The organism is Nonomuraea sp. NPDC050022 (assembly GCF_044460705.1).
Lineage (GTDB): Bacteria > Actinomycetota > Actinomycetes > Streptosporangiales > Streptosporangiaceae > Nonomuraea.
Genome location: NZ_JBITKE010000001.1, coordinates 397,501 through 421,507 on the forward strand (window position 1 = coordinate 397,501; position 24,007 = coordinate 421,507).

The 24,007-nt window shown below is 70.1% G+C and carries 23 protein-coding genes; 14 read left to right on the forward strand and 9 right to left on the reverse strand.

The genetic code is table 11. From position 1 onward, the window contains the following. Position 1: 1 nt before the first annotated feature. Positions 2-520: a TetR family transcriptional regulator gene (locus ACIBO2_RS01740; protein WP_358557892.1), complete on the forward strand. Its 519-nt coding sequence runs from the start codon at positions 2-4 to the stop codon at positions 518-520. Between the two features lie 36 nt (positions 521-556). On the opposite strand, the gene ACIBO2_RS01745 is transcribed toward ACIBO2_RS01740, so the two are convergent. Next, a complete protein-coding gene (locus ACIBO2_RS01745) occupies positions 557-1,375 on the reverse strand; it encodes a M55 family metallopeptidase (RefSeq protein ID WP_397295702.1) in 819 nt (272 codons plus the stop codon). 179 nt (positions 1,376-1,554) lie between these two features. On the opposite strand from ACIBO2_RS01745, the gene ACIBO2_RS01750 reads away from it, so the two are divergent. Next, positions 1,555-1,842, forward strand: coding sequence for a hypothetical protein (locus ACIBO2_RS01750; RefSeq protein ID WP_397294809.1), 288 nt, complete (start codon positions 1,555-1,557; stop codon positions 1,840-1,842). Next, a complete protein-coding gene (locus ACIBO2_RS01755) occupies positions 1,839-2,267 on the forward strand; it encodes a type II toxin-antitoxin system VapC family toxin (protein ID WP_397294811.1) in 429 nt (142 codons plus the stop codon). The genes ACIBO2_RS01750 and ACIBO2_RS01755 overlap by 4 nt, the downstream gene beginning before the upstream one ends. A gap of 437 nt (positions 2,268-2,704) precedes the next feature. On the opposite strand, the gene ACIBO2_RS01760 is transcribed toward ACIBO2_RS01755, so the two are convergent. Then, positions 2,705-3,685, reverse strand: a complete 981-nt coding sequence (locus ACIBO2_RS01760; protein ID WP_358547786.1) for an alpha/beta hydrolase — start codon at positions 3,683-3,685, stop codon at positions 2,705-2,707. A 67-nt stretch (positions 3,686-3,752) separates the two neighbouring features. Between ACIBO2_RS01760 and ACIBO2_RS01765 the strand changes: the two genes are divergently transcribed. Next, a complete protein-coding gene (locus ACIBO2_RS01765) occupies positions 3,753-4,331 on the forward strand; it encodes a TetR/AcrR family transcriptional regulator (RefSeq protein ID WP_358547783.1) in 579 nt (192 codons plus the stop codon). A gap of 10 nt (positions 4,332-4,341) precedes the next feature. Here ACIBO2_RS01765 and ACIBO2_RS01770 read toward each other — a convergent pair whose 3' ends face one another. Then, positions 4,342-4,593, reverse strand: a complete 252-nt coding sequence (locus tag ACIBO2_RS01770) for a hypothetical protein (RefSeq protein ID WP_397294813.1) — start codon at positions 4,591-4,593, stop codon at positions 4,342-4,344. Between the two features lie 142 nt (positions 4,594-4,735). Between ACIBO2_RS01770 and ACIBO2_RS01775 the strand changes: the two genes are divergently transcribed. Further along, a complete protein-coding gene (locus tag ACIBO2_RS01775) occupies positions 4,736-6,583 on the forward strand; it encodes an MOSC domain-containing protein (RefSeq protein ID WP_397294815.1) in 1,848 nt (615 codons plus the stop codon). A 20-nt stretch (positions 6,584-6,603) separates the two neighbouring features. Here the strand turns inward: ACIBO2_RS01775 and ACIBO2_RS01780 are convergent, their stop codons facing one another. Continuing rightward, positions 6,604-7,122 carry a DUF4142 domain-containing protein gene (locus ACIBO2_RS01780; RefSeq protein ID WP_358547775.1) on the reverse strand — a complete coding sequence of 173 codons (519 nt, stop codon included), beginning with the start codon at positions 7,120-7,122 and terminating at the stop codon, positions 6,604-6,606. A 473-nt stretch (positions 7,123-7,595) separates the two neighbouring features. Here ACIBO2_RS01780 and ACIBO2_RS01785 point away from each other — a divergent pair, with 473 nt between their 5' ends. Beyond that, positions 7,596-8,075, forward strand: coding sequence for a trypsin-like peptidase domain-containing protein (locus ACIBO2_RS01785; RefSeq protein ID WP_397294817.1), 480 nt, complete (start codon positions 7,596-7,598; stop codon positions 8,073-8,075). Positions 8,076-8,124: 49 nt separating this feature from the next. On the opposite strand, the gene ACIBO2_RS01790 is transcribed toward ACIBO2_RS01785, so the two are convergent. Next, positions 8,125-8,808, reverse strand: coding sequence for a DUF6069 family protein (locus ACIBO2_RS01790; RefSeq protein WP_358547769.1), 684 nt, complete (start codon positions 8,806-8,808; stop codon positions 8,125-8,127). Positions 8,809-9,043: 235 nt separating this feature from the next. On the opposite strand from ACIBO2_RS01790, the gene ACIBO2_RS01795 reads away from it, so the two are divergent. Continuing rightward, positions 9,044-9,310 (forward strand): cell division protein CrgA, encoded by a 267-nt coding sequence (locus tag ACIBO2_RS01795; protein ID WP_358547766.1) that lies wholly within the window; start codon positions 9,044-9,046, stop codon positions 9,308-9,310. 45 nt (positions 9,311-9,355) lie between these two features. Here ACIBO2_RS01795 and ACIBO2_RS01800 read toward each other — a convergent pair whose 3' ends face one another. Then, positions 9,356-10,819, reverse strand: a complete 1,464-nt coding sequence (locus ACIBO2_RS01800; protein ID WP_358547764.1) for an alpha/beta hydrolase — start codon at positions 10,817-10,819, stop codon at positions 9,356-9,358. 182 nt (positions 10,820-11,001) lie between these two features. Between ACIBO2_RS01800 and ACIBO2_RS01805 the strand changes: the two genes are divergently transcribed. Continuing rightward, positions 11,002-13,059 (forward strand): histidine kinase, encoded by a 2,058-nt coding sequence (locus tag ACIBO2_RS01805; protein ID WP_397294820.1) that lies wholly within the window; start codon positions 11,002-11,004, stop codon positions 13,057-13,059. Here ACIBO2_RS01805 and ACIBO2_RS01810 read toward each other — a convergent pair. Next, complete coding sequence (locus tag ACIBO2_RS01810) at positions 13,056-13,664, reverse strand: DNA-binding response regulator (RefSeq protein WP_397294822.1); 609 nt, start codon at positions 13,662-13,664, stop codon at positions 13,056-13,058. The two genes, ACIBO2_RS01805 and ACIBO2_RS01810, sit on opposite strands and share 4 nt — an antisense overlap. Positions 13,665-13,762: 98 nt before the next feature. Between ACIBO2_RS01810 and ACIBO2_RS01815 the strand changes: the two genes are divergently transcribed. Genes ACIBO2_RS01815 through ACIBO2_RS01825 form a run of 3 tightly spaced genes read left to right on the forward strand, consistent with a single transcriptional unit; the run spans position 13,763 to position 17,715 of the window. After that, complete coding sequence (locus ACIBO2_RS01815) at positions 13,763-14,497, forward strand: ABC transporter ATP-binding protein (protein WP_358547755.1); 735 nt, start codon at positions 13,763-13,765, stop codon at positions 14,495-14,497. Positions 14,498-14,502: 5 nt separating this feature from the next. Then, complete coding sequence (locus ACIBO2_RS01820; protein ID WP_397294824.1) at positions 14,503-16,959, forward strand: FtsX-like permease family protein; 2,457 nt, start codon at positions 14,503-14,505, stop codon at positions 16,957-16,959. Positions 16,960-16,974: 15 nt separating this feature from the next. Continuing rightward, the gene (locus tag ACIBO2_RS01825; RefSeq protein ID WP_358547749.1) at positions 16,975-17,715 is read left to right on the forward strand and encodes a DUF2071 domain-containing protein; all 741 of its coding nucleotides are present in this window, start codon (positions 16,975-16,977) and stop codon (positions 17,713-17,715) included. 114 nt (positions 17,716-17,829) lie between these two features. Here the strand turns inward: ACIBO2_RS01825 and fusA are convergent, their stop codons facing one another. Both fusA and ACIBO2_RS01835 read right to left on the reverse strand, forming a co-directional pair. Further along, complete coding sequence (gene fusA, locus ACIBO2_RS01830) at positions 17,830-19,887, reverse strand: elongation factor G (RefSeq protein ID WP_397294826.1); 2,058 nt, start codon at positions 19,885-19,887, stop codon at positions 17,830-17,832. Positions 19,888-19,982: 95 nt separating this feature from the next. Continuing rightward, positions 19,983-20,108 (reverse strand): hypothetical protein, encoded by a 126-nt coding sequence (locus tag ACIBO2_RS01835; protein ID WP_357949273.1) that lies wholly within the window; start codon positions 20,106-20,108, stop codon positions 19,983-19,985. A 177-nt stretch (positions 20,109-20,285) separates the two neighbouring features. Here ACIBO2_RS01835 and ACIBO2_RS01840 point away from each other — a divergent pair, with 177 nt between their 5' ends. The 3 genes from ACIBO2_RS01840 (at position 20,286) to ACIBO2_RS01850 (ending at position 23,999) form a co-directional block, all read left to right on the forward strand. Continuing rightward, positions 20,286-22,070 (forward strand): serine/threonine protein kinase, encoded by a 1,785-nt coding sequence (locus tag ACIBO2_RS01840; protein ID WP_397294828.1) that lies wholly within the window; start codon positions 20,286-20,288, stop codon positions 22,068-22,070. Between the two features lie 150 nt (positions 22,071-22,220). Further along, entirely contained in the window at positions 22,221-22,361 is a 141-nt protein-coding gene (locus ACIBO2_RS01845) for a hypothetical protein (RefSeq protein WP_358547740.1), read from the forward strand. Between the two features lie 60 nt (positions 22,362-22,421). Continuing rightward, entirely contained in the window at positions 22,422-23,999 is a 1,578-nt protein-coding gene (locus ACIBO2_RS01850; RefSeq protein ID WP_358547737.1) for a serine/threonine-protein kinase, read from the forward strand. The last annotated feature ends 8 nt before the right edge of the window (positions 24,000-24,007 follow it).

Consider the following 24,007-nt stretch of genomic DNA (forward strand, 5'->3'; position numbering starts at 1 on the left):
AATGGGCAAGTTCTTCGGTATGCTGCGCCGCATGGGAAACCGAGAGGATCTGCTGGCCGGCGCCAAGCGATGCCTGATCGAACGTGGCTGGGCTCACACGACCGTCCGGGACATCGCCTCGGCCGCTGGAGTGAGTCACGCCGCCATCGGCTACCACTTCGGCTCCAAAGACGCCCTGCTCACCCAAGCCCTGGTGGAGGCGGTTGACGAGCTCGGTGACGAACTCGCCCGTCGCACCCCGTCCGACGAGCCGGAACAGCGCTGGCAGGCGCTGATCGACAGCTTCACCACTCATCGGGCGTTGTGGGTGGCCCAACTCGAGGCCGTAGTGCAGGCCGAGCGATCACCAGAGGTGCGTGAACACCTCGCCAAAGGGCAGCGCCAGGGGCGAGAAGGGCTCGGCGGTTCCGTGCCGCTCGCGTTGCTGACCGGTCTGATGCTGCAGTGGCTGGTGGACCCGGATCACGCGCCCTCCGGCGCAGATGTGATCAGCGAGCTCCGATCACTCCGTGACCTGTGACGTCCGCCGGTGAACGTTCATCGGCTCGGATCGGGATCAGACGGCGCCGAGCGTGGCGATGAGTTCAATGACCTGGTACGCGGTCGGGAAGTCCGGGGCCGCGTAGCGCAGCGTGCAGCCGTCTTCGAGCTCCATGCCCGGCACCAGCAGCGCGTGCTCGGTCATCCGCGGCCGGTGCACCCGTACTTCCAACCGCACCGGGCCGTCGAAACGCAGCGGACGGACGACCCCACGGCCGGCCAAGGCCTCGGGTATCGCCTGTTCGATCCTGTCGCATGCCTCGTCGGGGTGCAGCAGCGCGGCGGCGCGAGCGCCCAGCGCGTGCTTGACCACCACTGAGCGGATGCCCGGGGCGACCTCGGCCGCCTCTGCCGCCACGCTGTCATCGCCGCTCACCAGCACCGGCGGTACGCCGCTGTGCGCCGCGAGCGCGGTGTTCAAGCCGATCTCGCCGAGGGAGCGGCCATTGCAGCGCACGTCGGCGATCACTCCGCCAGAGACGGTGTGAGCCATGACCGAGCGGGGCGTGCCCGCCTTGCCGTGATAGCCGATGAACAGTACCGCGTCGATGGTGTCCGCCAGTCCGGCCATCATTCCGCCGGGTTTGGGCGCGCCACGCAGTAACTCGGCACGCCGGTCCAGCAGTTCGGGGAGAAGATTGCGGAAACGCGCGTGGGCCTCGGTGACCAGCACCTGGGCGCCTGCCTCGTAGGCGTGGACGCCGCGGACGGCTGCGCTGGCCTCCGCCGTGAGCAGTTTGCGGTTGCGCTCGTATTCGCTGTGGCCGGGGATGACATCATCGCCATCGACCACCCCGGCGATTCCCTCCATGTCCACCGAGACAAGCACCCGCATCTCGATCACGCCTTTCCAGGTCGTTCGCACGTACGCCTGCGGCTGAAGCGCCATGGTATCGAGCGCTTTGCGCCCCTCGGGGTGTGGTCCGCCAGCATGTGGATCATGCCCGGCGGGATCCCGGTTACCTGTCCGTGTATTCCGTGGTACGCCGTGGTACGTAGGGGTACAATTGAGCCATGGATGCTCCGATGCCTCGACCGACCGAGGTGAGCGTGCGCCAGTTCGTCAACGACTCTGGAAGCATCACGCGCGGCCTTCGCGAGGGAAAGCGATACATACTGACGATCAACGGCGAGCCGCTGGCCGAAGTGAAGCCGATCAAGCGCCGCCGGTTCGTTCCCACAGCTGAGGCGCAGGCCGTTTTCGCCACAGCCCCGGCTATTGACTGGGACGAGGTGCGGGCTGATCTGGATACGATGATCGATGACGAGCTAGGCGATCCGTTCGGCGGGACCGGCCTGTGATCCGGCATGAGCGGGGCGTTCTCGACACGAACATCGTGGCCGCCTTCAAGCTCTTTGATCCCGCCGAACTGCCCGCGGAGTCGGCGATCACCGCAGTCACGCTTGGCGAGCTGTCGCGTGGCCCATACGCCACCGATGATCCGATCAAGCGCGCGGGAAGGGTCGCGGTGCTCCAGTATGCCGAAGCGGCATTTGGTGACCCACTGCCGTACGACGCCGACGCCGCCCGCATGTTCGGGCAGATCTGTGCTGTCGTGTACGCGCAGGGCCGACAGCCACGAAGCCGGACCGCCGACTTGATGATCGCCGCGACAGCCGCCAGTAACGAGCTGCCCTTGTTCACCGCGAACCCCAAGGACTTTGACGGCCTGGAACGGCTCGTGAACGTGGTCGCCGTGACGCGACCTTACGGCGCGACGGGTTAGCCTCGGGAGCGGAATGAACGTGATCGACAGCCTCGTCAGGCCGACCAGGGAAGACGACACATATTCCACCGCCTCCAGTGGCGCGAAGGAACATCTGTATGGGACACCCGCAGCTTCCGCGACATACAGACGCCCCCGCACCCATGGCGGGCGCGGGGGAGTTGATTGTGCGAGGTGGTCGTCGGAGACGAACCTCTGGCAATTAGCTGAAAGGCACCTATATACGTCTTTCAGAGAGGCGGCGCGCTTGCGTTCTTTGCGGTGGCGACGACCAATGGTGAGAGCCGGCGTCGGCGACCGGGCGCGGGCCGAGGAGGCGGAGGTGCGGCCGTGGATCGACGCGGCGGGCGCCGCTCTCGCCCGACCGGCACTGCGGTGAACCGGGTGCCTCGGGATGGGGGCGACTGTCCGGCGGCGAGGATCGAGGCCGGGACCCGTCACCCGGCGAAGGCTTCCCGGAGGAACTCGACGATCTCCGCCCGCGCGGCCTTGGCCTGCGGCACCACACCCGGCATGCTGAGGAACGCGTGCGTCGCTCCCGGATATTCGGTGAGCCGCGCGGGCGTCCCGGCCGCCCGCAGCCGTTCTGCGTAGCAGCGGCCGTGATCGGCCACCGGATCGATGGTCGGCACCACCACGAGCGCTGGGGCCAGCCCGCTCAGGTCGTCGGCGTACAGCGGCGACAACGCGCGAGGATCCGTCCCCGGCGGAATGGCGAGCTGCTGGAAGAACCGCATCTGGGTCAAGGTGAGGGCCGGGCTGTTGGCGTACTGGCGCATCGAGGCGTGGTCGAATCCCGCCGAGGTCAGGTCGACAGGGGAGTTGGCCAGCACCTGCGCCCGCAAGGGCAGGCCGGACTCCCTGGCCCGGATCGCGGCCAGCGCGGTGACCATCGAGCCGGTGCTCTCGCCGAAGACGGCGGTCCGCGCCGGGTCGATGCCCCACTGCGCGGCATGCCGCACCACGTGCCGCAGTACGTCCCAGCCGTCGTCGACGGCCGCCGACAGCGGAGTATCCGGGTCGAGGAGGCGGTGCTCGACCGAGGCGACGACCGCGGGCAGCTGGGCGGCGAGGTGACTGTTCACCCAGTCGCTCTGCACGGCCGTACCCACGAACCCGCCTCCGTGCACGTGGAGTACAAGTGGCAGGCATTCGCCGCCGTGCCCGAGCGAGGGCCGGTACACCCGGACCCGGAGCCGGCGGTCGGGTAGCGCGACCTCTTGCCACTGGATCATGGCGCCGCGGTCAGGGAACCCGGTGATCAGCCGCGCCAGACGGGAGGCCCGCTTGCGGTTCACCGTGTCGCGGAGGGTGACCAGCTCCTCGGCCGTCATCCCCGACCAGTTCGGCTCCTTCCGCAGGGCATGCATCAACCGGATGCCCAGCGGCGGCCGCTCCGTACCGGTGGCCTCGCTCATCTGTCCCCCTGGTTTCGCTACGGCAAGTATCGATACCGATGGTAGCGCAAGGGGATATCGTGTGAGCATGACCCGAACGACCACATCCGCCAGGCCACCCGGTCGCCCACGAGCCGGCCTCAACGACGTGGTCTTCGCCGCGACGCTGAGCACTGTGCACGAGCTCGGGTACGCGAGTGCCACCGTCGACCGCATCGCCGCCGCGGCCGGCGTCGCGAAGACGACGATCTACCGTCGCTGGCCGTCGAAGGGCGCGCTGATCGTGGACTGCCTGCTGGACGCGTTCGGCCCGGTGCCGCTGGAGGGCGTCAGCCGGGCCGAGCTCATGTCCTCGGCCATTCACTGGATCGCGGCGAAGATCGGCGAGCCCGGGGTGGGTGACGCGTTCGCGGGCGTGTTCAGTGACGCTGTCAGTGATCCGGCCGTACGCGAGATGCTGTCCGCGCGGTTGCAGGACCCGTACCGGCTCGCGCTCCAGGAAGCGCTGGGCGAGCCGGAGAGCCGGGTCCTGTTCTTCATTGACGTCGTCGTCGGTACCTTGCTGCACCGGATGGGCATGACCGGCGAGCCGATGGTCGACGCCGACGTGGCCGCGCTGGTCGAGATGGTTCTGGCGCACTTCGCTGATGGTGCTGATCCGAACTAGACCTGCTGTTTTAGTACTGCACCCACAGGTAGTAAAGGCCCGGGGCGTTCCAGTTGGTCGGGATGACGGTTTCGCAGTAGTACTGGCGCCAGGTGTGGTTGGTCTGACCGTCGTAGCCGATCCCGGCGCATTGGTCGGGCCAGCCATAGGTGCCCTGCTTGACATAGCCGGGTATTTCGGCCTGTGCGGGCGAGGCGAAACTGAATGCGGTGACGAGGGTGGCCGCAGCCAATGTGAGCGCGGCTAGGGGGCGCGACTTCATACAGGAAAGTTAACTAATAATTTAATGATAGGCAATGCACCGCTCCCGTTCCGGCGAACAACCCCTGACCGTTTTGTTGCTATTCGTTCTGTATGTTCGGTAGTCCAGCCCCGTACACGGACTCTGACGCGAGGAGGGACGCATGGCGCGGCTGGTATCGGTCAACGTGGGTCTTCCGCAGGACGTCGCCTGGCAGGGCAAGACGGTGCGTACCGGCGTGTGGAAGTACGCCGTCGCCGGCCCGCGGATGGTGCGGCGGCTCAACGTCGACGGTGACGGCCAGGGGGATCTGGCCGGGCACGGCGGTGAATACCGCGCCGTCCTGGTCTACCAGCTGGACTCCTACCGCCACTGGCAGGAGTACCTGGGCCGCGACGACTTCGTCTACGGGCAGTTCGGGGAGAACTTCACCGTCGACGGGCTGCCGGACGACGAGGTCCGCATCGGTGACCGGTTCCAGGTGGGCGAGGCGCTGTTCGAGGTCACCCAGCCGCGGGTCACCTGCTACCGGGTGGGGTTGCGGATGGGCGAGCCCCAGATGGCCGCGTTGCTGGTGTCCCACCGGCGTCCGGGGTTCTACCTGAAAGTCCTCGTCGAGGGCCGGGTGGAGGCGGGGCAGGAGTTCGTCAAGGTCGACTCCGGTCCCGAGGAGGTGACGGTCGCCGACATCGACGCGCTGCTGTACCTGCCGGGCCACTCCCGTCGGCAGCTCGCGCGGGCGCTGCGCATTCCCGCTCTCAGCCCTGGCTGGAGAACGTCATTGGAGGCGCTGCTCGACCAGGCCGACGGCGCTTCCGGCGCGGCGGGCGGCAACGCGGGGTTGGCCCCCGCCGTCTCTCCGCCGCCGGCCTGGCCGGGGTTCCGGCCGCTCCGGGTGAAGCGGATCGAGGCGGAGAGCGCCAGCGTGTTCTCCGTGACGCTGGCCGCCCCCGACGGCGACCCGCGTCCTGCCGCCTCCGACGGTGACCCGCGTCCTGCCACGCCCGGCATCGACCCGCTCCCTGCCGCGCCCGGCGGCGGCCCGCTTCCTGCCGCGTTGCCGGGCCAGTTTCTCACCGTTCGGGTGCCATCCGAGGGCGGCGGGCCGTCGCTCATCCGCAGTTACTCGCTGTCCGGCCCGCCGGGCGGCGCGGAGTATCGCCTCAGCATCAAGCAGGAGCCGCACGGGGTGGCCAGCGGATACCTGCGTGCCCATCTGCGTACCGGAGACGTCCTCGAATGCGCGGCCCCGCGAGGCGCCTTCACGCTCGTGGCCGGTGACGGTCCCGTTGTCTTCATCTCGGCGGGCATCGGCGCCACCCCCGTCATGGCCATGCTGCACACGCTCGCCGCCGAGCGATCCTCTCGTGAGGTGTGGTGGCTGTACGGCGCGCGAGACGGCACCGAGCACCCCTTCGCCGACGAGAGCCGCGACCTGCTCGGCCGGCTGGCGAACGCGCACCGGCACGTCTGCTACAGCCGCCCGGCCCCAGGCGACCGGCAGGGCGTCGACTACCACTCCAGGGGCCGGCTCTCCCTCGACCTGCTCTGCGGCCTCGGCCTGCCACGCGGCGCCGACACGTACGTGTGCGGCCCTCCCGCGCTCATGCGGGACCTCCCGGTCGCGCTCGCCGCCTCCGCGCTCGCTCCTTCCCATGTACGTACGGAGATCTTCGGCGCCGGTCCGTCTCTGACTCCTGGTGTCACCAGCGCTTCGGTGGCTCCCGTACACCCGCCCGCGGGTCCGCCGGGTGACGGGCCCGCGGTCTCCTTCGCGCGCAGCGGGCTGACGGTGAGCTGGAGCACCGCGTACATGAGCCTGCTGGAGCTCGCCGAAGCCTGTGACGTGCCCACCCGCTGGTCATGCCGTACCGGCGTATGCCACAACTGTGAGAGCGGCCTGCTGGCCGGAAGCGTCGACTACTCGCCCGAGCCGCTCGACGCGCCCGCCGAAGGCGACGCGCTCATCTGCTGCTCCCGGCCACGTGAGGACGTCATCCTGGACCTTTGACACTCCCCGGTCTTCGGACCTCAGGTGCCGCCCTTGGCCTCCATCAGCAGGTCGAGGTGTGTCTGGACGATGGGCTTGGCATCGGTGGCGAGCTGCTTCACCTCCGGCGAGGATCCCTTCCGCAGTTCCTTGGCGCCGTTGGCGAGACTCTGGCGGTGCCCGGCGATCTGCGCGGCCAGCCATGCTCGGTCGAATGCTTCGCCGCTCTTGGCGGCCAACTCCCCGAGCTGGCGGCGCTGGACCTCGCTCGGCTTGTCGGGCAGGTCCACCCCTACCTGCTTGGCGACCCGGGTCACGTCGTCGTCCATCTTGGTGTGATCGCTGACCAGTTTGGCGCCCAGTTCCCGGACCGCCTTGCCGGCGCCCATGTCCTGGGCGGTCTGTCCGGCCTGGATCTCGGCCAGGTTGCCTTGGTGCGCCTGCCGGAGGAAGGTCCGGTCCTGTTCGTTCACGTCCAGGGGCGTGCGCGCGCCGGCGGCCGCGTGAGGCATCACGGCAATCGCAAGGGCGAACATGATGGGGATGATCGCTTTGGGCATTGAATGTCCCCCTTTAGTCGGTTTGTCCGTCCCGACTTGGTGCCCTCCGCTGGCTCCAGACGAACTCATGTGTGATCAAAATGAACGCATGGGTCGTACTGAACCGGCCGCCAAGCGCCTGCTCGTGGGCACCGTGATTTCGGCCGGGGTAGCGGTCATCCGGCGAAGCTGAACTTCGGCGATTGCTTCGCGTATGCGCTGGCGAAGGCCGCTGGGGAACCGCTGTTGTACAAGGGTAAAGATTTCTCGCATACAGATGTGACTTCTGCCCTGTAGGGCCGAGGAGTGGAAGAGGTGCCACGCTTCTACGGCCTTCAAGACAGGGCCCCCATCACGAAAAGTGCCTGTCCACTCGGCTGCATGATCGTTATCAGGCGCCGGTAGCTTGATCGGATATGTCCCTGAGTGCAGGTGGCCTCGGCTAGGACCGTGGGCCTTCCAGGGGCGAAGGTGTCCCATGAAGCGATGGAGGCATGATGCGCTGGGTCTGGCTGCCGTTACTTCTCGTCCTGAGCGGGTGCTCGATCACGTTGCCCTTCTGGCCGCTGCCCATCAGCTCTCCGACGCCTGACAGTGAGGCCGTGATCCCGGCGGAGTCTGTCAGCGAGAAGCGGAGCGTGGTGCGCATCTCTGGGCTGGCGCAGTCATGTGGCAGGAAGCTCGAGGGGACGGGTTTCGTATACGCGCCCCAGCGCGTAGTGACTGTGGCGCACGTGGTGGCGGGGGTCTTGGAGTCCGTCACCGTCACGGCCGACGACGGCAAGGCCTATAAGGCGCGTGTCGTCGCCTTCGATCCGGACGTTGATGTCGCGGTCCTGTACGTACCAGATCTGTCCGTGCCTGCGCTGCGCATCACCGAGGCGCCGCCCGGCGGCAGGCGCGCCGCTGGTCCTTCCCGTGGGTTCGCCCTGCCCGCCGAGGAACTCCTGCCCATCAACCAAGGACGCGAGTGATGCCACAAGGCGGGTCTCGACCCGCCAGTGCGATTGATGATCTGCGAGGTCAGTTGTACGGGTCGCGGCTTCGGCGCTGCTCGTATTCGCGCTGTTCGTACTCGCCGGGACGTTCGTACCCGCGCCGCACGTGTCCCCTGGGCTCGTGACCTCGGGGCTCATGTCCCCGCTGGTCGTATCCCCGCTGGTCGTATCCGCGGGGCTCGTAACCTTGCGGCTCATATCCCCGGGGCTGCTCGTACGGGTACGGGTCGGGGTCCGATACGTGCTCGAAATCCATGGCCGTGCGGCCGATCGAGGCCAGGAGCGAGAAGATGGCGATGCCGACGACGAGGTTGATGGCGGCCGTGGCGATCTGCCTGATGAGGTCCACGGAGTACATGAACGGCAGGATCGTGATGATCACCGTGAAGAGCCCGGCGATCCAGCCGAAGAACTTGGTCGGCTCCGGCGTCGACAGCATGAGGACATAGAGCAGCAGCGTCGCGACGAGCGCGGCCGTGGCGGCCGAGATCGCGTATCCCGTGATCGCCGTGCTGCCGTAAGCGGAGTTCCCGTACGGAGTCAGCGCGCGGATGCCCAGGAGCCGGTTGCTGATCATGGCTCCGACGACCACGATCAGTGCGGCCACCACGGCGGCGGCCACGCCGCCTCCCCACACTCGCGCCGGATTGACCCTCGGCCGGGCCGACCCCGAGTGGCGATCATGGCGGTCATGGGAGGGATATGACATGCGAATCACCTTTGTCGCGAAGGCTGATCAAGCACTTACGGAACCCTACACGCGCTGTCAAGAGCGGATGACGCGCCGTGCGCGTGGTGGATCCCGTAGATCGCCTCGCTTCTCGGTCCCCAGCTCAGTCCCCAGCTCATAGGAATCGGACCCGAATGGCCAAGGGGTTTAATGGCCGCCCCTTCTCCGATAGCGTCGTCGGCGCGATTCCCGGCTGACGGTAGGAGGGAAATCGGTGTCTGAGCCCTATCCCCGTGAAGGAACGCCCGCCCCGCCGCGGCGGTCCACACGCTGGGTGCGACGCTGGGCCGTGGCGATGCCCGCCGCATGGATCGTCGGCATCCTGTGGATCGTCATGTACTACGTGGATCCCGCCTTCCCGGTTCTCGGTGAGTTCGGGAATTGGAATCTGTTGATCGGGTTCGGGCTGCTCTTGCTGGGTGCGGTGTTCGGGTTGTTCCTGTTGGTGGCCTTGGTCATGTCGGCGCGCCGCCGCCCCTGAGAAGGGCCTATGTGACCGTACGGAGGAGCCTTCACACCGAGTCGGTCAGCAGGCCTTGTCGCGGTTCGGCAACTGGCCGGTGGTCAGGAAGCCGGTGACGGTCTGGTCGCCGCAGGCGTTGCCGTTGGCGAGGTAGGCGCCGTGGCCGCCGGAATCGACGCTGACCATGCGGGCCCGCTGCCCGAACGCCTGCCGCATCTTCAGCGCGCCGCTGTACGGCGTGGCCGGGTCACGCAGGTTCTGGATGAGCAGCACATTGGCCGGGCCGCGCGAGCCGACCCGTACGGGCGACTCGGCGGGCTTGACGGGCCAGTACGCGCACGGCCCCATGTTGACCGGCATGCCCGCCGTGAGCGGGTGGGCGATCCGGTCACGCGCCACCTGCCGCTGGAACTTGGCGACCGAGCCCGTCCACTCCACGTCGTTGCACATGGTGGCGCCGGCGTGCGCGGCGGTGTTCTGCAGGACGGCCGGCGGCGGCGTGTTCGCCGGAGGCAGTTCGGCGGAGGTCAGGGCGGCATGCATGAGTCCGGCCAGCATGGGGAAGTTCGCGTCGGAGTAGAGCGCGTTGAGCATGGTCTCCCGGAGGAGGTTGCCGTTCAGCTCCTCGGGGTTGGCGCCCGGCCACGGCAAGGGCTTGCGGTCCAGGTCGGCCGCGAGCTCCAGGAAGGTGCGCCGGACCGCCGCCGCGTCCGTACCGAGGCCGTAATCGGCGTCACGGGCCGCGGCCCAGGTGGCGAAGTCGGGGAAGCGATCCTCCACGCCGACGGAGTAGTTGGCCAGCCACTGCCGCGCCACCCGGCTCGGATCGGGATCGTCGTTGCTGTCCAGAACGACCCGGTCCGTACGCTCGGGGAACATGGTGGCGTAGACCGCGCCCGCGTAGGTGCCATAGGAGACGCCCCAGTAGGAGATCTTCTTCTCGCCCAGCGCCCGGCGGATGGCGTCGATGTCCCTGGCCTCGTTACGCGTGCTGATGTGCCGGATGAGCGGGCCGCCGTTGCGGGCGCAGGCCTCGGCGATCCTGCGCGACCAGGCGGCGTTCTCCGCGATGCCGCCGTCGGCGTCGGGGTACGGCTTGAGCTTGGTGAACGAGAGGTCACCGGTCGCCAGCCCGCAGGAGACAGGGGAGCTCTGGCCCACGCCACGCGGGTCGAACCCGATGATGTCGAAGCGGTCGAGCACGTCCTGCGGCAGCCGCTTGACCTGGACACTCGGCCGGTTCAGGCCCGGGCTGCCCGGCCCGCCGGGGATGATCAGCAGCACACCACGGCGCGACGCGGGTTTGGCGATCCTGATCCGCGACACCGCCAGCGAGATCGCCGGCCCACCGGGCGCCTGATAGTCCAGGGGAACCTTCAGCGTGGCGCACTCCTGTCGCGCGTCGACACCGGGCCCGGCGGGGCAGGCGCTCCACGAGACGGCCGCCGCCTGCGCGGGGGTCACGAGGGCGGTGGCAAGGATGGCGGTGGCCGCTGCGGCGGCGGACAGTCTTGCGAGGTTTCGCATCAGGGGTCCTCTTCAATGATCGTTCGGCTTGCGTCACCGAATCCAGTGATCGTTCGGCTTGCGTCAACGACTCTGCCGAGGCGCGGATCTCCGAACCAGAGACCGCGTCACCGAAGACCCATGACCTCCTCATAAAACGGACAACCCGTAGGCTTGCCCCCGATCTGACACGGGGGAGTGAGTTGTCGCAGGTTCCGGTGCCGCGCCTGGCGCGGGGGATCGTGGTCGTGGTGCTCGCCGGGTTCGCGTCCGTCTATGTGCTGGCGGGGTCCCCTCTCGCGATCGTGGCGTTCGGGCTGCAGCTCGTCTACGTACTGCGCTCCCTGCGGCGGTTCAGGGGGCCGTGGCTGCTGGTCCTACAGGCGGTGGTCGGTTACGTGGCCACGCTCGGCTTCGGCACCTCCGTCGGGATCCTCGGCTTCCTGGGCGGATCGCTGCTGCTGACCCCGGCGTGGCCGTTGGCCCCGCTGGTGGCGGTCAGCGCCGCCGTCGTCGGTCCGGCGGACCCCGCGATCAGCATGGTGCTGATCGCCCTGGTGATCTACGGCCTCACCCGGCTCACCGATCGGGTGGACGAGATGTACGCCGCCCGGCTCGCGCTGGCACTGGCGGCGGCGGCCGAGGAGCGGTTGCGCATCGCCACCGGGCTGAGCGACGGCCTCGGCAGAGGGCTCACGGCGATCGCCGCGGGCGTACGGTCCGCCCTGGATCGACCCGAACGCGTCGCGGAGACGCTCGGCGAGGTCGTCGCCACCGCCCGCCGCTCCCTGGCCGACGCCAGGAACGCCGCTGCGGGCTACCGCGCCACGTCACTCGCGCCCGAGATGACGACCGCCCGCGCGATGCTGACGGCCGCGGCGATCGAGACCGAGACGCGGGTCGGGCACTCCGAGCCGCTCGGCCCCGCGGGCGCGCTGCTCGCTGCGGTGCTGCGCGAGGTGGTGACCGAGGCCGTACGCCAGAACACGGCCACGACGTGCGTGATCGAGACCACCACGGCCGACGGGACGGTACGCCTGCGCGTCACCCACGACGGCGCCCGCACGGCCGAGGACGAGGGCCTGGCCGATCTGACCCGGCAGCTGGGTGCGGCGGGTGGCAGCCTCACCACGGGCCTGTCCGATGAGGGCCGGCTGACCGTGGACGCCGTGCTGCCCGAGGGGCGGGCGGAGGCGGTCGTGGACCCGGGCGCCTACCGGCTGTCGGTCGCGCTGCTCGCCGCGGTGCTGGTCGGGTTCTCGATCAAGGCGCTGCTGTTCGTCCCCGCGAGCCTGTTGGTGCCCGCCGCGGCCTGTCTCGCCGTGATCGTCGTCATGCAGCTCCGTTCGATCAACGGGCGGCACATGCTCGCCCTCGCGTTGTTGGCGTTGCTGGTCTACCTGCCGATTCCGGTGTTCGGGCGGGCCTGGCTGGGCGCGGCCGGGTTCCTCGCCGGTCCGATCCTGCTCGCCTTCCCGTGGAGCGTGGCCTGGCCGCTGGTCGGGTGCGTGATGGCGAGCGTCGCGGTGAGCGCGGTGCTGCTCGGCCTGCCGGTCCCGCTGACGGTCAACTTCACTGCGAGCACGCTCGTGACCGGTCTGGTCGTGTACGGGCTGCTCAAGCTCGCTCAGTTGGTACGGGAGTTGCAGGAGGCCAGGCAGGCGCTGGCCCGCGCCGCCGTGGTCGAGGAGCGCCTGCGCGCCGCGCGCGACCTGCACGACCTGCTCGGCCACAGCCTGGCCGCGATCCTGCTCAAGTGTGAGCTGGCCAGACGCCTGGACCCCGCGCGGGCCCGGGCCGAGTTGGCGGACGTACTGGCGATGGCCGAGAAGGCGGAGGGAGATCTGCGGGTCATCTCCGGTGAGCGGCCGGCGCTGTCGCTGGTCGCCGAGGCCGAGTCGGCACGGTCGGTGCTGGCCGCCGCGGGCATCCAGGTGGAGCTCGGCCTCGCGCACGCGGAGCTGTCCGCCGAAGTGGAGAACGTCCTGGGCACCGTGCTCCGGGAAGCGGTGACCAACGTGCTCAGGCACAGCTCCGCCCGGCATTGTGCGATCACGATGGTGGTGGAGGAGGACGGGGTGGTACGGCTCCGCGTGCGCAACGACGGCGTGCGCTCGTCCGAGGGGCGGCCCGGTTCGGCCGGGATCGGCAACCTGACCACCCGCCTGGCGGCCCTGAACGGGCGGCTCGGCACGGAGCGCGACGACGACTGGTTCGAGCTGACGGCCCAGGCGCCGACCTCCCTGCACATGGTCGGTTAGATCCAGCCCGCCTCGGTGGCGATGCGGACGGCGTCCGTACGGTTGCGGGCATTGAGCTTGGCGACGATGGCGGTCAGGTAGTTACGTACCGTGCCCGCGCCGAGAAAGAGCTTGGCCGCTATCTCGGCCGCGTCGGCGCCGCCCGCCGCCAGCCGCAGCACGTCGGCCTCTCGCGACGTCAGCGGGTTGTCGGCCAGGTCCCAGGCGGTGACCGCCAGCGAGGGGTCGAGCACCCGCTTGCCCGCCGTGACGTCGCGGATCGCCGCGACCAGGTCCTCGGGCGGCGCGGTCTTCAGCAGGAACCCGTCCACCTGCGCCCCGAGCGCCCGGCGCAGGTGCCCCGGCTTGCCGTGTCCGGTCAGCATGAGCGTGCGGCACGACGGCAGCTTCGCGCGTATTTCGGCCGCGGCGGCCAGGCCGTCGAGCGTGCCGGGCATGTCGATGTCGAGCACCGCGACATCCGGCCGGTGGACCAGGGCCGAGGGTACGGCGGCGTCGCCTGATTCGACGGCCGCCACGATCTCCAGGTCCGGTTCGAGGCTGAGCAGGGCGACCAGGGCGCCCCTGATGACGTGCTGGTCCTCGGCCAGAAGCACTCGAATCACAGGGATATGTCTACCAGTGTCCGGATCATGATGAGGTCATGGTGCAGGCGTGATCGCGTCTCTGGTCCGTGCCGTACCTGGTCAGCAGGCTGAGAGGCATGACAGACGTGCTGCGCTTGGACGCGGTGAGCAAGGTGTACGGCAAGGGGCAGGGCGCGGTCGCGGCCCTGCGCGAGGTGTCGGTAGGCATTCCACGAGGGAGTTTCACCGCGGTCATGGGCCCTTCGGGCTCGGGCAAGAGCACGTTCCTGCACTGCGCGGCGGGATTGGACGTGCCGTCCTCGGGTTCGGTACGGCTCGGCGGCACCGAACTGGCCGGGATGGACGAGACCGCGCTGACCGAGCTGCGCAGGCAGCGGATCGGTTTCGTGTTCCAGGCGTTCAACCTGGTCTCGGCGCTCACCGTGATCGAGAACATCACCCTGCCGCTGCGCCTGGCGGGCGTACGCGTGGACCGGGCATGGCTCGACGAGGTCGTGTCCAAGGTGGGCCTGACGGGACGGACGGGCCACCGGCCCGCGCAGCTGTCCGGCGGCCAGCAGCAGCGGGTGGCCATCGCCAGGGCGCTGGTCACCCGGCCGGAGGTCGTGTTCGGTGACGAGCCGACCGGCGCGCTGGACACGATGACCGCCCGTGACGTGCTGACGCTGCTGCGGGAGATCGTGGACGTAACCGGACAGACGGTGGTGATGGTCACCCACGACCCGGTGGCCGCCTCGTACGCCGACGCGGTGCTGTTCCTGGCCGACGGCAGGATCGTGGACTCCGTCGCGGCGCCCACCTCGGAGCAGGTCGCCGAGCGGATGACCAGGCTGGGAGCGTGGGTGCGTTGAGCTCCATGATCTTTGTGGCCCTGAAGACGCTTCGGCACCGCAAGGCCGCCTTCGCCGGGGCGTTCGTCGCCCTGTTCTGCGCCGCCGCACTGGTCTGCGCCTGCGGCATGCTGCTGGAGACGGGACTGCGCGGCAGCGTGGCGCCCGAACGTTACGCGGGCGCCCCGGTGATCGTCAGCGGGGACCAGTACGCCCGCCAGACGGTCCGCGCGTCCGAGACGAAGACCAAGACCAAGGCCAAGCAGCTGTCCGAGCGGGCCTGGGTGCCCGCGTCCCTGGCCGACCGGTTGCGCCGGATCCCCGGGGTGTCGCGGGTGGTCGCCGAGGTGACCTTCCCCGCCTATCTCGCGGGCCGCCGGTTCCAGGGGCACGGCTGGGAGTCGGCGGCGCTCACTCCGTACACGTTGCGCACGGGACGTGCGCCCAGGGCGGCGGGAGAGGTGGTCGTGGAGGCCGCCTCAGGGCTCTCGGTGGGGGCGCGCGTGCCCGTGCGGACGGCGGCCGGGAACAGGAACTACCTGGTCACCGGTGTCACCGCCCAGGACCTGCCGAGCCAGGACACGCTGTTCTTGGCCACCGCCGAGGCGCGGCGCCTGGCGGGACGGCCGGGACAGGTGGCCGCGATCGGCGTCTTTCCCCAGGTGGACGTGTCCGAGGTGGTCAAGGGCGCGCTCGCCTACACCGGGGACGTGTCCGGGATGGTCAAGGCCTACACCGGGGACGAGCGCGGTGCCGTGGAGTTCCTGGACGCCGAGCAGTCGCGGGTGAGGCTGATCAGCCTGGGCGGCGCACTCGGCGGGACCTCGCTGCTGGTGGCGATCCTCGTCGTGGTCGGCACGTTCGCGCTGTCCATCCAGCAGCGCCAGCGGGAGATCGCCCTGCTCAGGGCCGTCGCCGCCACTCCCCGTCAGGTGCGCGGGATGCTCGGTGGCGAGGCGCTGCTGGTCGGCGTGGTGGCCGGGACACTCGGCTCGGCGGCCGGGGTCGGGCTGGGATTCTGGTTGCGGTCCCGGTTCGTCGCGCTGGGCGCGATGCCGGACAACCTGCGGCTGGTGGTCAGTCCGTTTCCGCTGCTCGCCGCGCTGGGCGCGGCCGTGATGGCGGCCTGGGCGGCGGCGTACTTCTCGGCGCGGCGTGCCGTACGGATCCGCCCGGTGGAGGCACTCGGCGAGGCGGAGCTGCCGACGGCGCGCATCCCCCTGGGCAGGATGGTCGCCGGGCTGCTGTGTGCCGCGGGCGGCGTCGCGCTGACGCTGGTGCTTTCCGCCCTGTCGAGCGAGGCGGCCTCCGGCCCGGTCACCCTGCTCACCGCGCTGGTGTGGACGGTCGCCGTGGCCCTGCTCGGCCCGGTGCTCGCGCAGGCGGCGACCGCCCTGCTCGGGGTGCCGCTGCGCGCGGCCCGGACGAGCGGGTACCTGGCCGCCGCCGGTCTGCGGGCCACGTCCAAGCGGCTGAGCTCGGTCGTCACGCCGCTCAGCCTGATGGTGGCGATGACCTGCACGATCCTGTTCGTACAGACGACCATGGGGTACGCGGCCCAGGAGCAGGCGACGGCGGGCACCAGAGCGGAGCACGTCCTCGGCCCGCACGTACCCTCCGGCACGGCGGCGGCCGTGCGGCGGCTTCCGGGCGTCGAGGCGGTCACCGAAGTGCTGCCTACCTCCGTGCGGGTGGGCCTGGACAAGTACGGCGCGCAGGCCGTGACCGCTGGCGGGCTCGGCCGGACCATGGATCTGGGGGTCGTCTCTGGTTCGCTCGATGACCTCGACGACGGTTCCGTCGCGGTCAGCCGGACGGCGGCCGAACGGCTCGGCGTCTCTGTGGGCGCGAAGATCAACCTGACATTGGGTGACGGCACCCCCGTCGAGCTGCGCGTCGTCGCGATCTACTCGCGCGGGCTGGGATTCGGCGAACTCACGCTCTCCCACGCGCTGGTGGCCGGGCACGTGGACGACCCACTCGGGACCGTGCTGGTCGCGGCCCCCTCGGTGACGCGGGCGGACCTGGAACGGGCCGTGCCGGGGGTCGGCGTACTGGACCGGGCCGCCTCGTCCTCGGTCGGCGGGGCCAACGGTGAGGTGAACTACGTGGCGATGGGGCTGATCATCGCGTTCACGGCGATCGCCGTGGTCAACACGATCGCCATGTCCACGTCGTCGAGGTCGCGGGAACTCGCCCTGCTACGCCTGGTCGGCACCACACGGCGGCAGGTGCTGCGGATGCTGCGGCTGGAGACGCTGGCGGCGGTCGTCGTCGCGGTGACCATCGGGACGGTGATCGCGCTGGTCACGCTGTCGGCGTTCAGCATGGGGATGACCGGTTCTTTGCTGCCGCACGTCCCGCCGCTCACCTACCTCGCGGTGATCGCGGCCGCGGCCGGCCTCGCCCTTATGGCCACGGCGCTGCCCGGCCGCCTTGTCCTCGGTCGGCGGCCGGTCGAGCTGATCGGCGCGCGCGACTAGTGGGATGGTTTGGGCATGAGCTTCGTCGGTACGCCACGGCCGCGTCCGCGCTGGTTCCACGCGCGGACGGAGCTGGAGGATTTCGCGATCGTCAGCTACCGGGTGGACGCCGACGCGCTCGCCCGGCACCTGCCCGAGGGGTTCGTCCCGATGCAGATGGACGACGGTCCCGGTGCCCTGGTCTCCGCTGTCGCCTTCCGGGACCGGGACTTCCACTTCCGGTTCCTCCCGTCGGTCGGGATCGACTGCGGGCAGATCAACTACCGTGCCTACGTCACCGCGTACGGCAAGGCGGGCGTCTGGTTCTTCGGCACCAGCCTGGATCACCCGGTCGTCGCGATCCCGCAGCGTCTGTGGGGCATGCCGTGGCGCCGCGATCGCATCCGCATCGAGGCGGACTGGGACGCCGATCCGGCCCGGTGGCGGCTGGCGGCCGGGGACGCCCACTGCGAGGCGGTCGAGCTGGCCGAGCCCCTCACTCAGCTGGCCGGGTTCACGGACGAGCCGGACTGGCTGGAACGGCTCACCCATCCGACCCAGGGCTGGTACCGGCGGCGAGACGGGCGGGTGGGGGTCTACGGCATCTGGCATCCGCCGATGCGTCCCCGCTATCTCGTCGCCGGCTCCGCGGGCTTTCCGGTCTTCGAACGGCTCGGACTGATCACGCCGGACGCCGCGCCGCACTCGATCCTGGCTCAGGCGCGGCTGAGCTTCGACATCCACACTCCGCCGCGCCGCTTCCGACCGGGAACGTAGGTCCTGATGGCCCCGTCCGAGTGCGGACGGGGCCATCGTCTACGGGGACGGCCTCGCAGTGGCGGTCGTAACCGGCGGTGGCCCGGGAGCCGGAGCGTCACCGGCGGCCGTCGTCTACCGGGACGGCCTCGGGGCCGGGGCGTAACCGGCGGCCCGGGTGGTGAAGGTGCCCCGGCCCTGCGTCCGGCTGCGCAGCCGGGTCGCGTACCCGAACACCTCGGCCAGTGGCACGGTCGCGGTGATCACCACGGTTCCCGCCCGCGCGGTCGAGCCCGAGATCCGGCCGCGCCGGGCCGCCAGGTCGCCGAGCACCCCGCCGGCCGCGTCGTCCGGCACGGTGGCCGTGACCTCGACCACCGGCTCCAGCAGTACCAGGAGGCTGGCGCGCAGTGCCTCGCGCAGCCCGAGCCGGCCGGCCGTACGGAACGCCATCTCCGAGGAGTCCTTGGGATGGGTGGCCCCGTCGGTCAGGGTGATCCGCAGGCCGGTCACCGGATGGCCGCCGAGCGGTCCGTCGGCCAGGGCGTCCCGGCAGCCGGCCTCCACCGCCCGAACGTACTCGCGCGGCACCCGTCCGCCGACGACGGTCGAGCGGAACACCACGCCGTCGGCGACGTCCAGCGGATCCACATCGAGGACGACGTGCGCGAACTGCCCCGCCCCGCCGTCCTGCTTGACGTGCCGGTACAGGAACCCGGAAACTCCGCGCTCGACCGTCTCCCGGTGAGCCACCTGAGGCCGGCCGATGGCGACCTCCAGCCCGTGGTCGCGCCGGATCTTCTCCGCCGCGACCTCCAGATGCAGCTCGCCCAGCCCCGACAGCACCGTCTGACCGGTCTCGGCGTCGGTGCGTACCACCAGCGAAGGATCCTCCTCCACCAGCCGGGCAAGCGCCGACGTCAGCCGGTCGGTCTCGGTGCTCCTGCGGGCCTCGACCGCCACCGAGACCACCGGATCGGCCACGGTCGGCGGTTCGAGGAGCAGCGGCGCCGCGGGCGCGCACAGCGTGGCGCCGGTGCGGGCCGTCTTCAGCCCGACCACCGCGACGATGTCCCCGGCCGCCGCCCGGTCCACCTCGGTGTGCCGGTCGGCCTGCACCCGCAGGATCCGGCCGATCCGCTCAGTGCGCCCCGCGCCGGTGTCCAGCACCGCGTCTCCTCTCCGCATCGTTCCCGAGTACACCCGCAGGTACGTCAGCCGCCCGGTGGCGGTCGACTGCACCTTGAACACCAGCGCGGCGAACGGCGCCGCCGGGTCGGCCGGGCGCTCCTGCTCGGTGCCTTTGTGCATGCCGCGTACCGCCGGTACGTCCAGCGGCGAGGGCAGGTAGGCCACGGCGGCGTCGAGGAGCGGTTCGATGCCGCGGTTGCGGTACGCCGATCCGCACAACACCACCACTCCCTCACCGGTACGGGTCAGGTCGCGCAGCGCGGCGGCGAGAGTCTGTTCGGAGATCGCCGACTCCGCGCAGAACTCCTCCAACGCGAACGGGTGCAGCTCGGCCACCGCCTCCTCCAGCAGCCGGCGGCGCCGGTGCGCCTCTTCCCGCAGGCCGTCCGGGATCGGGCCCTCCTCGACCGGGTCGCCACTGTCAGGCCAGGCCAGCATCCGCATGCGCGGCAGATCGACCACCCCGGTGAAGCCGTCCTCCCGCCCGATCGGCAGGTGGACCACCAGCGGGACCACGCGCAACCGCTCGCGGATCGACTCGACCGCCGTGTCGAGGTCGGCACCGGCGCGGTCCAGCTTGTTGACGAAGGCGATGCGCGGCACCCCGTACCGGTCGGCCTGCCGCCATACCGACTCGCTCTGCGGTTCGACGCCCGCGACGCCGTCGAACACCGCGATCGCGCCGTCGAGCACCCGCAGCGAGCGCTCGACCTCGTCGGAGAAGTCGACGTGTCCCGGTGTGTCGATCAGATTGATCCGATGGCCGTCCCAGGAGCAGCTCACGGCCGCGGCGAAGATGGTGATGCCACGGTCGCGCTCCTGGGAGTCGAAGTCGGTGATGGTCGTGCCGTCGTGTACCTCGCCGCGCTTGTAGGTGGCGCCGGTGAGGTACAGGATCCGCTCGGTGATGGTGGTCTTGCCGGCGTCGACGTGGGCGAGGATGCCCAGGTTGCGGACGGCGTTCAGCGAGTCGGTGTGATGACGGTGCAGTTCGGTACGCACGGCCTTATGGCCCTTCGGGACGCTTCAGACAGGACAGCGCGATTCCCGGACGAACACCGCCCGATGTCTGTTCGATTCCGAAAGGAAAGGGCTGATCAGGTGTTCGTCAGAGACGTCCAGTGCCGGCCGCGCAGCCGACGCCGGGCGGACGAAGACACCAGGATCACCTCGTAGCGAGACGTGGGGATGACCGAGGCGGTGCTGTTGCTGGTGCTGTGCACGGTCGGCTCCCCTCACTCGTCAATGCGCGCCACGTTTCCGGGCGAGTGTACTGAAACGGCGGTAAGCGGAAAACCGATTTAAAGCGGGAAAAGTCGGTGTTCTCCGGCGCTGGTGTGAGGGCGGACGTTACCCTGGGCGCGGCTTTGGGGGATCATCCGATCTTAGCGGGGTGGACGGTGACGGTTCCTCGTGCGCTGGGTTTCAAGGAGCCGGAACGCATCGGTGACCATCGGATCTCGGCGGTGCTGGGGGAGGGCGGCCAGGGCACGGTCTATCTCGGGCAGTCACCGGGGCAGGCGCCGGTGGCCATCAAGGTGCTGCACTCCCGGCTGGCGGCCGATCCCGAGATCCGGCGCCGGTTCCTGCGCGAGGCGGAGGTGGCGGCGAGCGTCGCCGCCTTCTGTACGGCCCGGGTCATCGGCACGGGGATGGTGGACGAACGGCCGTACATCATCAGCGAGTACGTACCAGGGCCCTCGCTCGACGCGCTGGTCAAGAACGACGGCCCGCGTACCGGCAGCGGGCTGGAGCGGCTGGCGGTCAGTACGCTGACCGCGCTGGCCTCGATCCACCGGGCCGGGATCGTGCACCGTGACTTCAAACCGGGCAACGTGATCCTCGGGCCGGAGGGGCCGGTGGTGATCGACTTCGGCATCGCCCGCGCTCTCGACCACATGACGAGCAACACCCAGCTGACCGGCACTCCCGCCTACATGTCGCCGGAGCAGCTCAGCGACCAGCCGCTCACCCCGGCCTCCGACATGTTCTCCTGGGCCGGCACGATGGTCTTCGCCGCGACCGGGCGGCTGGCCTTTCCCGGGCAGGCCGTCCCGGCGGTGCTGCACGGCATCATGTCCGGCCGGCCCGACGTCGCGGGCGTACCCGCTCCGCTCCGGCCGCTGGTGATCGCGTGCCTGGCCAAGGATCCGTCGGCCCGCCCGGACGCCGCCCGGCTGCTGAGCGACCTCACCGGCGAGAACGCGGGCCCGCCCGCTCGCGGGCGGCATTCGGCGGCGCCGGCCAACGGGCACACGCTCGTCGAACCGGCCGCTGTCGGACCGGCCGCGCAGGCGGGTCCTATGGGCGCCGTCCAGGCGGGCCCGGTGGGCGGAGCGGCGTTCCGGTCCGTCGGCGGGGGCCCGGAGCGCGGACCGGCCTCGCTGTCCAGCGGGGACCCGGAGCGCGGGGCGACCTCGCCGTCGGGCGCCGTACATCCAGGATCATCCCGGAAGCGCCCGCGAGGGGAGGTGATCGCGGTGGCCGCCGTGCTCACGGCGGCGGCCGTGACGGCCGCGGTGCTGGTCGTGCCGCACTGGCTCAGCGGCTCGGGCGGCGGACAGCCGACTGGGCCCTTCGACCTCGCGACGTTCTCGCACCTCGATGTCGCCGACCAGTTCGGCAAGGACACCTCCCAGCAGTACGCCACCTTCCAGCCGAACAACAACGAGGCCATGCCCGCGATCAGGGCCGGGGGCGGCCGGTTCACCGGGACCGGATCGGCGCCGTTCTTCGGCCTGGTCGCCGGGGAGAGAGGCCTGCCACCCGCCGGTGACGCCGTCAGCGTGCTGACGGCGGGCACGTTCGCGAACACCGGGCAGCCGGAGGACAGCCTTTTCGTGGGGTGGGTGAAAAACGGCAATAGCTATGTGACCGCCTGGTACAACAACACCCGCAAGGAATCGGGGCTCGAAGTCCAGATGGACGGCGCCTTCGTCAGTGTCCCGGGCTCGACGCCCCTGACGCTCAAGCAGGGCGACCGCTTCGCCCTGCTGCTGTCCGGCGACAGAATCACCTCCTATGCCGAGAGCGGCGGGAAATGGCGTCGGCTGGGCACCGGCTCCATCGGTGACATGCTCGCGACGCCGCAGGCGCGGCAGCAGTATCGGTACGGCTTCGGCCTGCGCGGCTCGACCGGCTCGATCGCCATCGCCCGTACGGAAGGCCGCAGCGCTCAGGACTAGGTCGGCTGTCATTCCGAATTGTTCATTCTTTTGCGCTGAATGCTTTAGAGAAAGCTGAATGCGGTAAAGAAACCCGCCATTCTTGGTTTGGGCTCCTGAGCTGCCTGACATTATTTGTCACATTCGCTGTCAGGTGTTAGTTTGTCGGCCGTGGAAAGGGATCCGGAACGCTCGGGGGAACGGCCCGACCCGCCGAAACGGCTGCTGGCCGTCGGCCTGGTGCTGGTCGGCGTGGTGTTCCTCATACTCACCGCGTTGACGACATTTCTCATGGTCGCTGGCCCGGACTGAGCCGGCCCTGGAGGTGGGCTACCTCGGGAATGTGCGCTGACCCTGGCTAGGGTGTCTGCGATGAGTGGCGAGCGGGTCATAGGCGGGTACACGCTGCGGCGGGTGCTCGGCCGGGGTGGCATGGGCGAGGTGCATCTCGCCACCACGCCCACCGGTGGCCTGGCCGCGGTCAAGGTGATCCATCCCGAGCTGGCCCGCGATCCCGCGTTCCGGCGGCGGTTCGAGCGCGAGGTGGCCGCGGCTCGCCGGGTGGCCAGATTCTGTACGGCTCCGGTGCTGGATGCCGGGATCGATGGGGATATCGCCTATCTCGTCACCGAATACGTAAAAGGGCCGGACCTGGCGAAGGCCGTACGTGAACAGGGGCCCTTGTCCGGGTCCGACCTGGAAGCGCTGGCCGTGGGCATCGCGACCGCGCTCGGTGCGATTCATGGGGCCGGGGTCGTCCACCGGGACCTCAAGCCGTCGAACGTGCTGCTCTCGCCGCTCGGGCCGCGCGTGATCGACTTCGGCATCGCGCAGCTCGCCGAGGCCGACAGCCAGACCAGCCAGGCGATCTTGGGGACACCCGCGTTCATGGCGCCCGAGCAGGTACGCGGGGAGCCGCTCGGGCCGGCGGCCGACGTGTACGCGTGGGGCGGAGTGATCGCCTTCGCGGGGACCGGGCGGCTGCCGTTCGGTGGCGGGCCGCCGGCCGAGGTGCTGTACCGGATCGTCAACGAGGGGCCGCGGCTGGACGGGCTCGACGCGGGCATGCGGGACGTGGTGGAGCGGGCGATGGCCAGGGATCCACGCCTTCGCCCCACGGCCCGGCAACTGCTGGAGTCCCTGACAGGCGGCAGGCAGCTGAGCCCGGCCACGGCCACTCAGGTCGTCGAACGTACCTGGACCGGCCCTCGCGGTTTCGCCGCAGCGGTCGAAGAGGCGTCCGTTCAGGCTGCTTCCGGTGTGAGCCTCGCCCGTGGCGCCCGTGGGGGAATGGCGCGGCGTCGGTGGCCCTGGGTGGCGGGGGCGCTCGCCGTTGTGGCCGCCGTGGTGGCGGGGGTCGTGGTGGTGCCTCGGGTGTGGTCGCCGTCGTGGCCGTACACGGCGGGGTTCGGTGACTCGTGGGCCACCGGGGCGTCCGATGGCGGGGACGCGCGGGTCGCCGGGAGCGACTATGTGCTGACCGCCAAGCCGGGCTGGCGGCTGTGGAAGTCCGCGCCCGTGCCGGAGCCGTCCGGTGGGGTGGTGGTGAGCGCGAAGGCGCTGCTTGAGCAGGGGTCCGGTGAGTACGGCGTGTGGTGCCACGGGTCGGCGAACTCGGGGGATCGCTACGAGTTCGGGGTGAACGGCTCGGGGCGGGTGACGATCGTCAAGCGCCGTAGCGGGCAGAAGGGCACGACTCTGTACGGTCCGGCGGCTCTGAGCGGTGCGGCGATGGCCAGGGGCGGCCGGATCGTCGCCGAGTGTGCCGGTCCCAGCGACTCTGCTGGGGTGAGGTTGCGGATGTGGGTTAATGAGAAGCTCGTCGCCGAGGTGTCCGATGCGAGTGATCCGCTCGGGCCGGGGGCGGCCGGGGTACAGGTGGCTCCGGACGCCGGGGAGGCGCTGCGCGTACGCTTCGAGTCGTTCGCCATCGACCGCACGAAGGACTAAGCCCCCCA